General features: G+C 66.7%; 14 protein-coding genes. 4 read left to right on the top strand and 10 right to left on the bottom strand.

Annotation, left to right across the window (positions count from 1 at the left end; all coding sequences use genetic code 11):
* Nucleotides 1-18: 18 nt before the first annotated feature.
* The 3 genes from NED98_RS09805 to hppD form a co-directional block, all read right to left on the bottom strand.
* Nucleotides 19-915, bottom strand: a complete 897-nt coding sequence (locus NED98_RS09805) for an alpha/beta fold hydrolase (protein ID WP_265312856.1) — start codon at nucleotides 913-915, stop codon at nucleotides 19-21.
* Nucleotides 916-981: 66 nt separating this feature from the next.
* Nucleotides 982-1,332, bottom strand: a complete 351-nt coding sequence (locus NED98_RS09800; RefSeq protein WP_265313104.1) for a Rieske (2Fe-2S) protein — start codon at nucleotides 1,330-1,332, stop codon at nucleotides 982-984.
* Between the two features lie 120 nt (nucleotides 1,333-1,452).
* A complete protein-coding gene (hppD, locus tag NED98_RS09795; protein WP_179511368.1) occupies nucleotides 1,453-2,490 on the bottom strand; it encodes a 4-hydroxyphenylpyruvate dioxygenase in 1,038 nt (345 codons plus the stop codon).
* A gap of 83 nt (nucleotides 2,491-2,573) precedes the next feature.
* Between hppD and NED98_RS09790 the strand changes: the two genes are divergently transcribed.
* Nucleotides 2,574-3,017 (top strand): MarR family winged helix-turn-helix transcriptional regulator, encoded by a 444-nt coding sequence (locus tag NED98_RS09790; RefSeq protein ID WP_179511369.1) that lies wholly within the window; start codon nucleotides 2,574-2,576, stop codon nucleotides 3,015-3,017.
* Nucleotides 3,018-3,113: 96 nt separating this feature from the next.
* On the opposite strand, the gene dinB is transcribed toward NED98_RS09790, so the two are convergent.
* From dinB to NED98_RS09760, 6 genes are all read right to left on the bottom strand, one after another.
* Entirely contained in the window at nucleotides 3,114-4,193 is a 1,080-nt protein-coding gene (gene dinB / locus NED98_RS09785; RefSeq protein WP_265312855.1) for a DNA polymerase IV, read from the bottom strand.
* A 252-nt stretch (nucleotides 4,194-4,445) separates the two neighbouring features.
* Nucleotides 4,446-5,624, bottom strand: a complete 1,179-nt coding sequence (locus tag NED98_RS09780; RefSeq protein WP_179511371.1) for an acetyl-CoA C-acyltransferase — start codon at nucleotides 5,622-5,624, stop codon at nucleotides 4,446-4,448.
* Nucleotides 5,625-5,671: 47 nt separating this feature from the next.
* Nucleotides 5,672-6,106 (bottom strand): MaoC family dehydratase, encoded by a 435-nt coding sequence (locus tag NED98_RS09775; protein WP_179513608.1) that lies wholly within the window; start codon nucleotides 6,104-6,106, stop codon nucleotides 5,672-5,674.
* 180 nt (nucleotides 6,107-6,286) lie between these two features.
* Entirely contained in the window at nucleotides 6,287-7,456 is a 1,170-nt protein-coding gene (locus NED98_RS09770; protein ID WP_265312854.1) for a mechanosensitive ion channel family protein, read from the bottom strand.
* Nucleotides 7,457-7,643: 187 nt separating this feature from the next.
* Complete coding sequence (locus NED98_RS09765) at nucleotides 7,644-8,993, bottom strand: putative O-glycosylation ligase, exosortase A system-associated (RefSeq protein ID WP_179511373.1); 1,350 nt, start codon at nucleotides 8,991-8,993, stop codon at nucleotides 7,644-7,646.
* Nucleotides 8,986-9,126, bottom strand: coding sequence for a hypothetical protein (locus NED98_RS09760; protein ID WP_179511374.1), 141 nt, complete (start codon nucleotides 9,124-9,126; stop codon nucleotides 8,986-8,988). The genes NED98_RS09765 and NED98_RS09760 overlap by 8 nt, the downstream gene beginning before the upstream one ends.
* A 92-nt stretch (nucleotides 9,127-9,218) precedes the next feature.
* On the opposite strand from NED98_RS09760, the gene NED98_RS09755 reads away from it, so the two are divergent.
* The 3 genes from NED98_RS09755 to NED98_RS09745 all read left to right on the top strand — a co-directional run bounded on the left by NED98_RS09755 (nucleotide 9,219) and on the right by NED98_RS09745 (nucleotide 11,700).
* Nucleotides 9,219-10,457: a TIGR04063 family PEP-CTERM/XrtA system glycosyltransferase gene (locus tag NED98_RS09755; protein ID WP_265312853.1), complete on the top strand. Its 1,239-nt coding sequence runs from the start codon at nucleotides 9,219-9,221 to the stop codon at nucleotides 10,455-10,457.
* Nucleotides 10,427-11,092, top strand: a complete 666-nt coding sequence (locus NED98_RS09750; RefSeq protein WP_265312852.1) for a hypothetical protein — start codon at nucleotides 10,427-10,429, stop codon at nucleotides 11,090-11,092. The genes NED98_RS09755 and NED98_RS09750 overlap by 31 nt, the downstream gene beginning before the upstream one ends.
* 107 nt (nucleotides 11,093-11,199) lie before the next feature.
* Nucleotides 11,200-11,700, top strand: coding sequence for a DUF2141 domain-containing protein (locus NED98_RS09745; RefSeq protein ID WP_265312851.1), 501 nt, complete (start codon nucleotides 11,200-11,202; stop codon nucleotides 11,698-11,700).
* Nucleotides 11,701-11,799: 99 nt separating this feature from the next.
* Here the strand turns inward: NED98_RS09745 and odhB are convergent, their stop codons facing one another.
* Nucleotides 11,800-13,008, bottom strand: coding sequence for a 2-oxoglutarate dehydrogenase complex dihydrolipoyllysine-residue succinyltransferase (gene odhB, locus NED98_RS09740; RefSeq protein WP_179511378.1), 1,209 nt, complete (start codon nucleotides 13,006-13,008; stop codon nucleotides 11,800-11,802).
* Between the last annotated feature and the right edge of the window lie 47 nt (nucleotides 13,009-13,055).

Raw genomic sequence — 13,055 nt, 5'->3', positions numbered from 1 at the left:
CAGCGAAGCTGAAGTCGTTCAGGCGGCGCGTGCCAGTCTCGGCCGTGCCACGCTTTCGAATGCGGCGACCACCGTCGGGATCACCTCCGGGGGCAGCGTGTGACCCATGCCGGGGATCTCGACAAGCCGCGCGCCGGGGATCGCGGCGGCAGTATCGCGTCCGCCCTCGGCCGGGACCAAGGGATCGTCCGCACCGTGGATCACGACGGTGGGGGCAGCGATCGTCTTCAGCCGCGTGCGGCGATCGCCGTCGGCGAGGATCGCGGCCATCTGACGAACGAAGCCCGACGGGTGATGGTTGCGGACGATTTCGTCGCGATAGCGCTCGGCCATCAAGCGATCGTCCTCGGGGAAGCTGCCGCCGACCACCTTGGCCGCTTTCACGCCGTGGGCGACGATCGCCTCGAGATCGTTGTCGCGCGGTCGCCGCAGCAGGATGCTCATCGCCTGCAACGAGGCGCCCGGGAGCGCGGGATTGCCGGTGGTCGACATGATCGAGGTGAGCGACAAGGTCCGCTCCGGCCAGTGCGCGGCGAACAATTGCGCGATCATCCCGCCCATCGAGGCGCCGACGACATGCGCGCGCTCGATCCCGAGCGCGTCGAGCAGTCCGGCGGCGTCGGCGGCCATGTCGGTGAGCGTATAAGGCGCGCGGATCGGGCGGCGCAGGATGTGCGACACCGCCATCAGCGCGAAATTGGGGGTGCCGGCGGAATCGCACTTGGTCGACAGACCGACATCGCGATTGTCGTAGCGGATCACGCGATAGCCCCGCGCGACCAAAGCATCGACGAGCGCCATCGGCCAGCGCACCAGCTGCGCGCCGAGCCCCATGATCATCAACACCGCCGGCGCATCCTTCGCGCCGAACTCGTCATATTCGATCTCGATACCGTTGGCGGTTGCCTTCGCCATTGCGCGCGTCACTCCTTCGAACGAAGCAGCTTGCCGTATTCGTCATCGAACTGCAATAATTTAGGATCAGGCGGTGACGATCGTGCCGTCCCGGATCGTGACGGGCCAGCGCGTCAGCCCGGTGCCGGGGCAGGGGCCGCCGCGGCACTTGCCCGAGGCGGTATCGAAGACCGCGCCGTGCCAACTGCACGCGATCATATCGCCCGCGACATAATCGTCGAGTTTCTGCGCGAGCGGCAGCCCCATATGCGGGCAGCGGTCGACATAACCATATACCGCATCGCCGCGACGCACGACGAAGCCGTGGAAACGGCCGGCGCGCATCTCGATCACGAACCCGCGCGCCGCGCCGTCGGCGATCAGATCGAGCGGGCCGAGCGCGATGCCGGCAGGCGTGACGATGAGGCGTTCGGTCAGCGGACGTGCTTTCGGGGTGGGGGCGCGGAACGTACCACAAAATGTGCTCCCGCGGAGGCGGGAGCCCAGTCTGGGTCTCCCCTTCACGGGGACGCAATTTGGAACGCGATGACCCTGCGATCAGGCGTCGACCTTGATCACCCCGCGGCGGATCTGATCGAGCTCGATGCTTTCGAACAACGCCTGGAAATTGCCGTTGCCGAACCCTTCGTTGCCCTTGCGCTGGATGATCTCGAAGAAGATCGGGCCGAACATATTCTCGGTGAAGATCTGCAGCAGGATGCCTTCGCCGGTCTCGACCGAACCGTCGATCAGGATGCGGTTCTTCTTGAGCCGCTCGAGATCCTCGCCGTGGCCGGGGACGCGCTTGTCGACCAGCTCGTAATAGGTCTCGATCGTGTCCTGCAGCTTCACCCCGCGCGCACGCAGCCGCTCGACCGTGTCGTAGATATCCGGGGTGGTCAGCGCGAGATGCTGGATGCCCTCGCCGTGATATTCGCGGATGAATTCCTCGATCTGCGAATTTTCGTCCTGGCTCTCGTTGAGCGGGATGCGGATCGCGTGATCGGGGGCGATCATCGCCTGGCTGAACAGCCCGGTCGCCTTGCCCTTGATATCGAAATACTTCTGTTCCTCGAAGTTGAAGAGCGTGCGGTAGAATTCGGACCATACCCGCATCTGTCCGCGGCGGACATTGTGAGTGAGGTGGTCGAGCAGGTCGAGCCCGACATTGTTCTTCGCCTCCGCCTCGCGCCAGCCGGGGAATTCGGCCCAGTCGGCGTAGAGATCGGTGCCGTCCTCGATGAAATAGAGATAGCTGCCGCCGATCCCCTGGATCACCGTATCGTCTTCGTCGGTGCGCTTCGCGCCATGCTCCAGCGCCCATTTCATCGCCGCATCGGGATCGGCGACGCGGAACGCCATCGCGCTTGCTGAGGGGCCGTGTTCGCCGCGGAACGCCGCAACCCGCCCGGCCTCGTCACGGTTGAGCATCAGGTTGATGCGGCCCTGCTTGTAGCGGGTGATATTCTTGGTCGGATGACGGTGGGTCGCCGTGAAGCCGAGCTGCTCGAACTGCCGCCCCATTGCCTCGGGATCGGGCGAGGTGAATTCGACGAACTCGAAACCGTTGAGGCCAAGCGGATTGTCGGGGGTCATGACAGGTCTTCCCAAAGGGGTTGGTATCAATTGAAACTATTATTGCGTGTTGAGCAAGTCGTGTCAAATGCTACCGTTCCCGTATGACCAATCGCCTACAGCTCGATCGGTTCCTGCCGTATCGTTTGTCGATCACCTCGAATCTGGTGAGCGACCGGATCGCCCATGCCTATGAATCGATGTTCGGGCTGACGATTCCCGAATGGCGGCTGGTGGCGGTGATCGCCGAGGTCGATGCGATCACCCAGGCGGAAATCGGCGAGCGGACGCGGATGGACAAGGTGACCGTGAGCCGCGCCGCGATCGCTTTGGTCGGGCGGGGGCTGCTCGAACGCGCGCCGAACGAGAGCGACAAGCGCTCGCACCTGTTGTCGCTGAGCGCGGCGGGGCGAGAACTCTATGCGCTCGTCGCGCCCAAGGCGCTGGAGCTGGAGGCGCGGGTCTTCGCGCGATTCACCCCGGCGGAACTGGAGGCGTTCACCACGATGCTGCGCCGGATCGACGCCGCTGCACTGGAGGAGGATTGACCTGACCCCGGTTCGGGCTGAGCCTGCCGAAGCCCTGCACTTTTCTTCCATGGAAGAAGGGCAGCCCTTCGACCAGCTCAGGGCGGACGGGTTTTTTTAATCCAGCGGCAGCACCGGCTGATCGCGCTCCTCGGGGTCGAGGATGCCGGAGAGCGTAAGCCCCAGGAGCCGCACGCCCCCCTCGACCGGTAGCTCGCGCGTCATCAGTGAATGGCCGATCGCGGCGAATTGCGCGCGGCCGGCGACCGGATCGGCCAGCGAGCGCGCGCGGGTGAAGGTGCGGAAATCGGCGCGGCGGAATTTGAGCGTCACGGTGCGGCCGCGCTCGCCGCTACGCATGACGCGCTCCCAGGCCGCTTCGGCGACATGATCGATCGCCGCGGCGATCTCCCCCGGATCGGCGAGATTATGGTCGAAGGTGCGCTCGGCGCCGATCGACTTGGTGGGACGGTCGGGGCGCACCGGGCGCTCGTCCACGCCCCGCGCCGCGCTATGGAGATAATCGGCGTGGCTGCCGAAATGCGCACGGAGGAAATCGAGCGATTGCCCGCGCAGGTCCTCTCCGGTCTCGATCCCCAGCGCCGCCATCCGGCGCGCGGTTACCGGGCCGACGCCGTGGAAACGCGCGACCGGTAGTGCGGCGACGAACGACGGTCCCTTCGCCGGCGGGATCACGCATAGCCCGTCGGGCTTGTTCTGGTCCGATGCCAGCTTGGCGATGAACTTGTTGTAGCTCACGCCCGCCGAGGCGGTGAGACCGATCTCCGCGCGGATGCGGGCGCGGATTTCCTGCGCGATCGCGCGCGCCGAGCCGAGCCCGCGCAGATCCTCGGTGACGTCGAGATAGGCTTCGTCGAGCGCCAGCGGCTCGATCAGCGGGGTATAATCGGCGAAGATCGCGCGGATCTGGTGACTGATCGTGCGATAGACGTCGAAGCGCGGGCGGACGAAGACCAACTCAGGGCAGCGCCGCCGTGCGGTGATCGAGGGCATCGCCGATCGTACCCCGAAGGCACGCGCCTCATAGCTCGCCGCCGCGACGACGCCGCGCGCTTCCGCGCTGCCCACGGCGACGGGGCGCCCGCGCAGCTCGGCGTTGTCGCGCTGCTCGACCGACGCATAAAAGGCGTCCATGTCGATATGGATGATCTTGCGCGGGGAGGGGGTGTCCGACACGCGCACGACCTTGCCACGAAAGTCGCGCGAGGAGAACAGGGCGCGAACGAAATGACGGTTGAGACGCAGCGCTGTTCGCGAAACCCCTATTTGCTCCGTCCTTCCCGCGAAGGCGGGAATCCATCGACGCCGGTGTAGCGATTTAGCCGGAAGGCCAGCCCGAATGGATTCCCGCCTTCGCGGGAAGGACGAAATGAGAAGCCCCGACCGCACAAACGGCCGGGGCCTTTTTGTTTTCGCCCGTCAGGCGGCTTACAGGACCTCGAACAGCCCCGCCGCGCCCATGCCGCCGCCGATGCACATCGTGACCACGACATATTTCGCGCCGCGGCGCTTGCCCTCGATCAGCGCGTGGCCGGTCATGCGGGCGCCGGACATGCCGTATGGGTGACCGATCGAGATCGCGCCGCCGTTGACGTTGAGCAGCTCGTTGGGGATGCCGAGCTTGTCGCGGCAATAGAGCACCTGCACCGCAAACGCCTCATTGAGCTCCCACAACCCGATATCGTCCATCTTGAGGTTGAACCGGTCGAGCAGCTTCGGGATCGCGAAGACCGGGCCGATCCCCATCTCGTCGGGCTCGGTGCCCGCGACGGCCATCCCGACATAGCGGCCGAGCGGCTGCAGCCCGCGCTTCTCGGCCAGCTTCTCCTCCATCAGCACGCTCGCCGCAGCGCCGTCCGACAGCTGCGAGGCATTACCGGCGGTGATGTTGAGATCGGGGCCGAGCACCGGCTGGAGCGACTTCAGCCCCTCCAGCGTCGTTTCGGGGCGATTGCCCTCGTCCTTGGCGAGCGTCACTTCCTTATAGGAGACTTCCTTGGTCTCCTTGTTGACCACCGCCATATTGGCGGTGACGCTGACGATCTCGTCGTCGAACTTGCCCGCGGCCTGCGCGGCGGCGGTGCGCTGCTGCGACTGGAGCGCATATTCGTCCTGCGCGTCGCGGCTGATGCCATAGCGCTTGGCGACCACCTCGGCGGTCTGCAGCATCGGCATGTAGATGTCCTTGTGCATCGCGATCAGTTCGGGATCGGGCTGCACGCGCATCTGCGGGGTCTGGACGAGGCTGATCGATTCGACGCCGCCGCCGATCGTCACGTCCATCTGATCGGTGATGATTTCCTTCGCCGCGGTGGCGATCGCCATCAGCCCCGAGGCGCATTGGCGGTCGACCGACATGCCCGAGACCGTCACCGGCAGCCCGGCGCGGAGCAGCGAGGTGCGCGCGATATTGGTCGCCTGCGCGCCCTGCTGCAGCGCGGCGCCGAACACCACGTCCTGCACCTCGGCGCCGTCGATCCTGGCGCGCTCGACCGCGGCCTTGATCGCGTGGCTGGCGAGCGTCGGCGAAGGGAGGTTGTTGAACGCCCCGCGATAGGCGCGGCCGATCGGGGTGCGGGCAGTGGAAACGATAACGGCGGAACGCATGTGATGCTCTCCTGAAGGATCAATCGGTTAAAGCTGTGTCGAGCGGATCAGGCGAAAACCTGCGTGATCCATTCGGCGATCATCGCGGGCTTGTCGGCGCCCTCGATCTCCACCGTCGTCTCGGTGGTGAACTGGAACTGGCCGGGGCGCTTTTCCTCGAATTCGGTGATCTTCGAGCGGCCGCGGACGCGCGAGCCCGACGGCACCGGGGCGAGGAAGCGCACTTTGTTGCCGCCGTAATTGACCCCCATCTTCACCCCGTCGAGTCGCGGCATCCCGGGGTTCTTGGCGCTGAGCTGCGGCAGCAGCGAGAGCGTGAGGAAACCGTGCGCGATCGTCGTGCCGAACGGGGTGAGCTTGGCGCGCTCGGGATCGACGTGGATGAACTGATGATCGCCCGTTGCGTCGGCGAACTTGTTGATCATCTCCTGCGTCACCTCGATCCACTCGGAAACGCTTTCCTTGCCGATGCTGGCCTTCATCTCGTCCGGGGTCACAATCCCTCCATCGATTTATTGCGCCGCAGCGCAGCGTGATCGCCTCCTGTAGGCGCGGAACGCCCGGCGCTGCAAGCCTTGGCTGACCGAAGGCTTGAAAAACGCGCGTTCCGCTAGGGAAACCTTGCCGAATTAATCCGAACCCGATCTTCGAATTCGTGAAAGTCAGGCATGCGGCGAGTCGCCGGCCGGGGTCGCCGGCGGCGGTGGCGGGATGTGATTGCCGGCCGTGGGGTTGGAGATGGTGTGGGTAGGGAAGGGGATGGAAATGCCCTTTTCGGCACACATCTTGATCAGCGCGATGCCGACCTTGTGTCGCCCGTCGAAGGCATCGGCGAAATCGGGGGTGTCGCTGTCGAACTCGATGTCGAAATCGAGCGTCGACGCATTGAACCTGAGGAAGCCGCAGCGGACGAAGACCAGCCCGCACGATTCGACCACTTCCTTCACCATGTCGGGGAAGGCCTGCAGCGTTTCCGCCGGCGTGTCATAGGCGATGCCGAGCGTGAAGGTGGTGCGGCGGAACTGGCGCCGGGTGTTGTTGCAGATTTCCTGATCGAGCAATTTGCGGTTGGAGATGATCCGCTCCTCGCCGTTGGTGCCGCGGATGCGGGTGGATTTGAGGCCAATCTCCTCCACCGTGCCCGATGACTGGCCGTAGGAGATCGCGTCCCCGCGCCGGAACGGGCGATCGAAGATGATTGCCAGCGCCGCGAACAGATCGGCGAAGATGCCCTGCGCGGCGAGGCCGATCGCGATGCCGCCGACGCCGAGGCCGGCGATCAGCCCGGTAACGTTGACCCCGAGATTGTCGAGCACGACGATGAACGCGATCGCGAACAAGGCGAAGCTGACGAGCACGCGGATCAGCCCCATCGCGCTCATCAGCGCTTCGCCCGAATAATGTTCCGAATGGGTGCGATGCTCGATCGCGCCGAGGATCACCTCCCGCGCCCAGATCGCGGACTGGAACACCGCGACGATCGTGAACAGGAAGTGGATCGTGGCCGAAACCGGGTGAGGCGCGCCGGCGAAGCCCTCGACCAGCCGGATCGTCAGCAGGACGATGAAATAATTGTTGGTACGCTGGATCGCGCGCCCGAGCACCACCGGCCAGCCGGTGCCGTGCTTGTCGCGCCCGGCAAGCCGCGCCCCGCAGGCGCGGAGCCACATCAGCAGCGCGGCGATGCCAACGCCGATCCCGCAGGCGATCGCGATCTGCAGCCAATGGGTCGCGACCCAGGTGATGCTTGCGTGATAGAGCGTCTCGAACTGATTGTTCCAATCTTCATGGGGCAGGATCGGCGCCTTGGCCGGGGCGCTGGTGTTGCTCATGTCGTTTCCTTGATCGGGCCGTGCGGGATGTGGCGGCCGGGACATATGCCTCGCCGCCTTCGATACCTGTTCGTAACGAAACGTCCAATCCGCGGTTCCTGCACTCCGACGCGGGTTTCGCGCCGTTCCCCTTCTTCTCCCCTCCCTGTTCAAGGGAGGGGAGCAGGAAGTCGGATGAAAAGACGGGTCAAGCTGCGGCGGGCGTCAGGCGTTTGCCGAACATCGGGCGCCACGTCGCCTCGCGCCGCCGCCGCGTCAGATAGGTATCGAGCCCGATCTGCGCGCCGATCAGCATGTAGATGAACGGCTGGAATGCGATCCCCACGAAGGCGCCGCCGAGCAGGTAGATCAGATGCGCGTGCTGCAACGCCCCCGCCAGCGCGCCGCCCCAGGCGAAGTCGCCCTCGCGGTGGCGACGGCGCAGAATCTCCATGCGGATCAGCCCGGAAAGGCTGAGCAATAGCCATAGAGCAAGCCCGGGATAGCCCTGTTCGCCGAGCATCTCGAAATAGCTCGAATGATAGGCGCGGCTCTTGTCGACCGTCAGGTTGCGCTCGACCGTGGTCGACGCGCCCGATCCCTTCACTGCAACCGTGTCGTACCGGATGCGGTTCTGCCGATAGGCTTCGAAGCCGCCGCCGAACGGGTGGGTCTTGGCGTATTCCCACGTCCATTGCCACACCGCGAGGCGCGTCGAGGCGGATTCGTCGGCCTGATAGGTCTTGATCGTCGCCATCCGGTCGCTGAATGCCGAGGGGAGGAACGGCACCGCGACCAGCCCCGCCAGCGCCAGCGCGCCGAGGTAGAGCATCGGCCGCTTCACCTCGCGCAGCATCAGCACCGCGAGCAGCCCGATGCACATCAGCCCGGTGCGCGCCGAGGTGCCGACCGGGATCAGCAGGCAGGCGAACACCAGCGCATAAGCGAACGCCTTCACCGCGTGCCCGGTGCCGAACAAGGTGCCGTAGCGCGCCAGCCACAACACGATCGGGATGATGCAGATCGCGACCGCGGAGATGATGCTGCCTTCGTACAGCCCCGAATTGTTGGCGACCATCAGGTTGAGTTCGCCATAGCCACCGCCCGAGAACAACGTCTTGATCCCGCCGACGATGACGATCGACGCGGCCGACAGCGTCATGAACAGGAGCAGCGCCTCGATCCGCAGCCGCGTCCGCAGGGTGAGCGGAAGGAAGGCGGCGAAGGCCAGCGCCTTCCACACCCAATCCCATTTATCGAGCGCTTCCGCCGGGAAGTCGGCGGTGCGGGTGGTGATGCCGCAATAGAGGATCAGGAGCAGGATCAGCCCCTGCCGTGGCGCCACGCGGCAATCCTTCTTGTCGTCGAACACCAGCCAGCCGCCGAACGCCGCCGCGCCCGCGATCAGCGAGATCGGCAGGCTGTTGAGCAGCATATAGGTCAGCCGCTGCGGCGAGACGATATCGATATAGACATAGGCGAGCACGAACAGGAACGGGCGGCGCAGCCCCATCCCGAACAATGCGAGCAGGAAGCCGATGAAGGCGAGATCACGCACGCGGTTCACGCTCCTGCGGGGTATCGCGACCCGGTGGCGGCGTTTCGCGGTCGAGATCGGGCCGGCGCAGCAGCAGCCACGCCGCGAGCAGCATCAGCCCGTGGGTGAGGCCGAGCGCGAAATTGTCGATCATCGGCGCGAAATCCCTCGTGCTGCGTGGCGCCGGCTTTATCGGCACGCGGTTGACGCGGCGTTAAATGATCGTGTGGCAAGCATATTCTTGCGATGCGTATCCTCCATATCCTCGATCACGGCCTGCCGCTGCACAGCGGCTACACCTTCCGCACCCGCGCGATTCTGACGGCGCAGATCGCGCGCGGCTGGGAAGTCGCGGCGATCACCGGGCCGCGGCAGGGCCGGTCCGCGGCGGCGTTCGAACAGGTCGACGGGATCGATTTCCACCGCACCGTGCCGCCGCGCGCCTTTCCCGCGCCGGTCGGCGAGCTGGCGGAAATCGCCGCTTTCGCCCGGCGCATCGATGCGGTGGCGGAAAGCTATCGCCCCGATGTGCTCCACGCGCATTCGCCGGTGCTCGGCGCGCTGGCGGCGCTGTGGGTGGCGCGGCGACGCAGGTTGCCGCTGGTTTACGAGATCCGCGCCTTTTGGGAGGATGCGGCGGTCGGCAACGGCACGGGGCGCGAGGGGTCGGCGCGGTATCGCGCGACACGTGCGCTCGAGACCTGGGCGGTGCGACGCGCCGACGCGGTGGCGGTGATCTGCGAGGGGTTGCGCGGCGATCTCATCGCGCGCGGGATCGACGCGGCGAAGATATTCGTCTCCCCCAATGGGGTCGATCTCGGGCTGTTCGGCACGCCGGGGCCGCGCGACGAGGGGCTCGCGGCGACACTCGGGCTCGACGGCGAGACGATCGGGTTCATCGGCAGCTTCTACGATTATGAAGGGATCGACGATCTGATCGCGGCGATGCCGATGCTCGTCGCGGCGCGGCCCGCGGCGCGGCTGCTGCTGGTCGGCGGGGGGCCGATGGAGGCGGCGTTGCGCGCACAGGCCGCCGCGTCGCCGGTCGCCGATCGCATCGTCTTCGTCGGGCGCGTGCCGCACGATCAGGTCGAGCGTTATTACGGCGTGACCGACGTGCTCGCCTATCCGCGCAAACGGATGCGGCTGACCGATCTGGTCACCCCGCTCAAGCCGCCGGAGGCGATGGCGCAGGGGAAGCTGGTCGCGGCCTCCGATGTCGGCGGGCATCGCGAGCTGATCCGCGACGGCGATACCGGCACCTTGTTCGCCGCCGACGATCCGTCGGCGATCGCGGCGGCGCTCGCCGGGCTGCTCGCCGATCGTGCCGGCTGGGATGCGCGGCGGGCGCGGGCGCGCGCGTTCGTCGATGCGGAGCGCAACTGGGCGCTCAACGTTTCTCGTTATCAGCCCGTTTACCAACGTCTGGCAAAAGCCGAGCGGATGGATGAATCATGGCCGCAACCCAGCACGACACCCGCCTGAACCCACGAAAATTGTTGCCGGCGCTGGCGCTGGCGACGGGGCTGATCGCCGCGGCGCTGGTCGCCGCCGCACCGGCGGGGGTGTTCGATGCGGCGGTCGAGGAGTTGCCGCTTGGGGCATTTGCGCCGGTCGGGATGACCGGCCGGATGTTGGCGGCGATCGCGGTGGGGGGCGTGGTCGCCGCGCTCGGTGCGTTGCCGTTGCTCGCGCCGCGCCGGCGCCGCGCGACCCGGCTCGGCGCGATCCCGCTGCTGCGGCGCGCCGATGCGCACCCCGATGCCCCCGCGCGGCGACCGATCGCCGCGCATAGCGAGCTCGGCGCGCCGGTGCTGCTCATCGACGCACGGACGGCCGAACATGGGCAGCCGATTCCGGCCGATCTCGATCAGCCGCTTGCGGCATTCGATCCCGGCGCGGTGCCGGCGGTGCCGCGCGCGCCGGTTCGGGCGGTTCGCTCGCTGGCACCCGTCCGGCGCGCGCGGATCGAGGCCTCTCCGGTGCCGGCGGGGGAGGGGGAAGCGTCGATCGGCGCGTTGCTCGACCGGCTCGAACGCGCGGCGGCGCGGCGTGCCGCGGCGCGGATCGACGGGCTGGAGGATATGCTTGTAAAATTGCGTAAGCTTGCCGCGGGTTGAAGCGAGACCGTCATCGTCCGCTGCTATCCTGCCGTAAAACCGCCGCACGGTGCGGCAATGGCGTTCTGATGTTCGATTATTCCCGTGTCGCTTTTGCGGCCCTATTGATGACTGCAGGTGCGGCGCCGGCCGTTGGCGCCGGCGAAGGCGCGCCGATCCTCGGCCCCGATGCGGCGGTGTGCGCGCACGGCAAGTCGCCCGCGATTCTCGTCGACATCACCGGATTGAGCAACCGCAACGGCACGGTGCGGGTGCGCACCTTCGGCGGGGCGACCTCGACCTGGTTCGACAAGACCAAATGGCAGACCAAGGTGGAAATCCCCACCCCGCGCACCGAGCCGATCCGCGTCTGCATGCCGGTCGCAGCGCCGGGCAATTATGCGATCGACGTGCGTCACGACGCCAATGCCAACGGCGAGACCGATCGCAAGGACGGCGGCGGCGCCTCGGGCAACCCGCGGGTGACGGTGTGGGATTTCATCTTCGGCCGCAAGCCCTCGCCCAAGCAGACCGCGGTGCATGTCGGGCAGGGCGTGACCGAGATTTCGGTGACGATGATGTATCTGAGCGGGACGTCGCTCAAGCCGCTGAGCGAGACGCGGAAGTAGGAAGGCAACCGTCATCCCAGCGCAAGCTGGGATCTCAGGCGGCAAGCGCAACCCATGTGGCACGCGGCCCCAGCTTTCGCTGGGGCGACGGCCGTTCGATTAAAGGTCGATCAGGATCCGCGTCGGGTCTTCCATCGCATTCTTGAGCGCGACGAGGAAGGTCACCGCCTCGCGGCCGTCGATCAGCCGGTGGTCGTAGCTCAGCGCGAGATACATCATCGGGCGGACGACGACCTGGCCGTCGCGGACCACCGGGCGATCCTCGATCCGGTGCAGCCCGAGCACCGCCGACTGCGGCGGGTTGATGATCGGGGTCGACATCAGCGAGCCGAACACGCCGCCGTTGGAGATGGTGAAGGTGCCGCCCTTCATCTCGTCCATCTTGAGCGTGCCGTCCTTGGCGCGGCGGCCGAAATCGCCGATCGTCTTCTCGATCCCGGCGACCGACAGCTGATCGGCATCGCGGATCACCGGCACGACGAGGCCGTTGGGCGCGCTGACCGCGACCGAGATATCGGCATAATCGTGATAGATGATCTCATCGCCCTCGATCGAGGCGTTGACGGCGGGAATATCCTTCAGCGCCATGCACGCGGCCTTCACGAAGAAGCCCATGAAGCCGAGCCGCACGCCGTGCTTCTTCTCGAACAGGTCCTTGTACTTGGTGCGCGCCTCGATCACCGCGCTCATGTCCACGTCGTTGAACGTGGTGAGCATCGCGGCGCTATTCTGCGCATCCTTCAGCCGGCGCGCGATCGTCTGGCGCAGCCGCGTCATGCGGACGCGCTCTTCCTTGCGGCCGGTCGATGCGGCGACCGACGGGGTGGCGGGCACCTCGGCAGCGGGCGCCTTGGCGGCGGTCGCCGCGGTCGCGGCGGCGGCGACGTCCTCCTTGGTCAGGCGGCCGTCCTTGCCGGTGCCCTTGATCGTCGCCGGATCGACGCCGTGTTCGAGCACCGCGCGGCGCACCGACGGCGAGAGCGCGGCGGGCGCATCGGGGCTCGCGGCCGGGGCCGGTGCAGCCGCGGGGGCAGGGGCCGCGGCAGCCGGCGCAGCCGCGGCGGCGCCGCCACCGGCCTCGACCGTCGCGATCATCGCGCCGACCTGCACCGTATCGCCGACCTGCACGGCATGCTGCCCCATCACGCCGGCGACCGGCGAGGGGACTTCGACCGAGACCTTGTCGGTCTCGAGGCTGGCGATCGGCTCGTCGGCGGCGACCTTGTCGCCCGGCTGCTTGAGCCATTCGCCCAGCGTCGCCTCGGTGATCGATTCGCCCAGTGTCGGGACCAGAACTTCGGTTGCCATCTTAAACCTCGTCATTGACGCCCCGGCCGGAACCGGGGCGACGGAAC

Origin of the sequence: Sphingomonas lycopersici, assembly GCF_026130605.1 — a bacterium.
Classification (GTDB): domain Bacteria; phylum Pseudomonadota; class Alphaproteobacteria; order Sphingomonadales; family Sphingomonadaceae; genus Sphingomonas; species Sphingomonas lycopersici.
The sequence above is the reverse complement of the archived record's forward strand: the minus strand, read 5'-3'. Positions and strand labels throughout refer to the sequence as shown.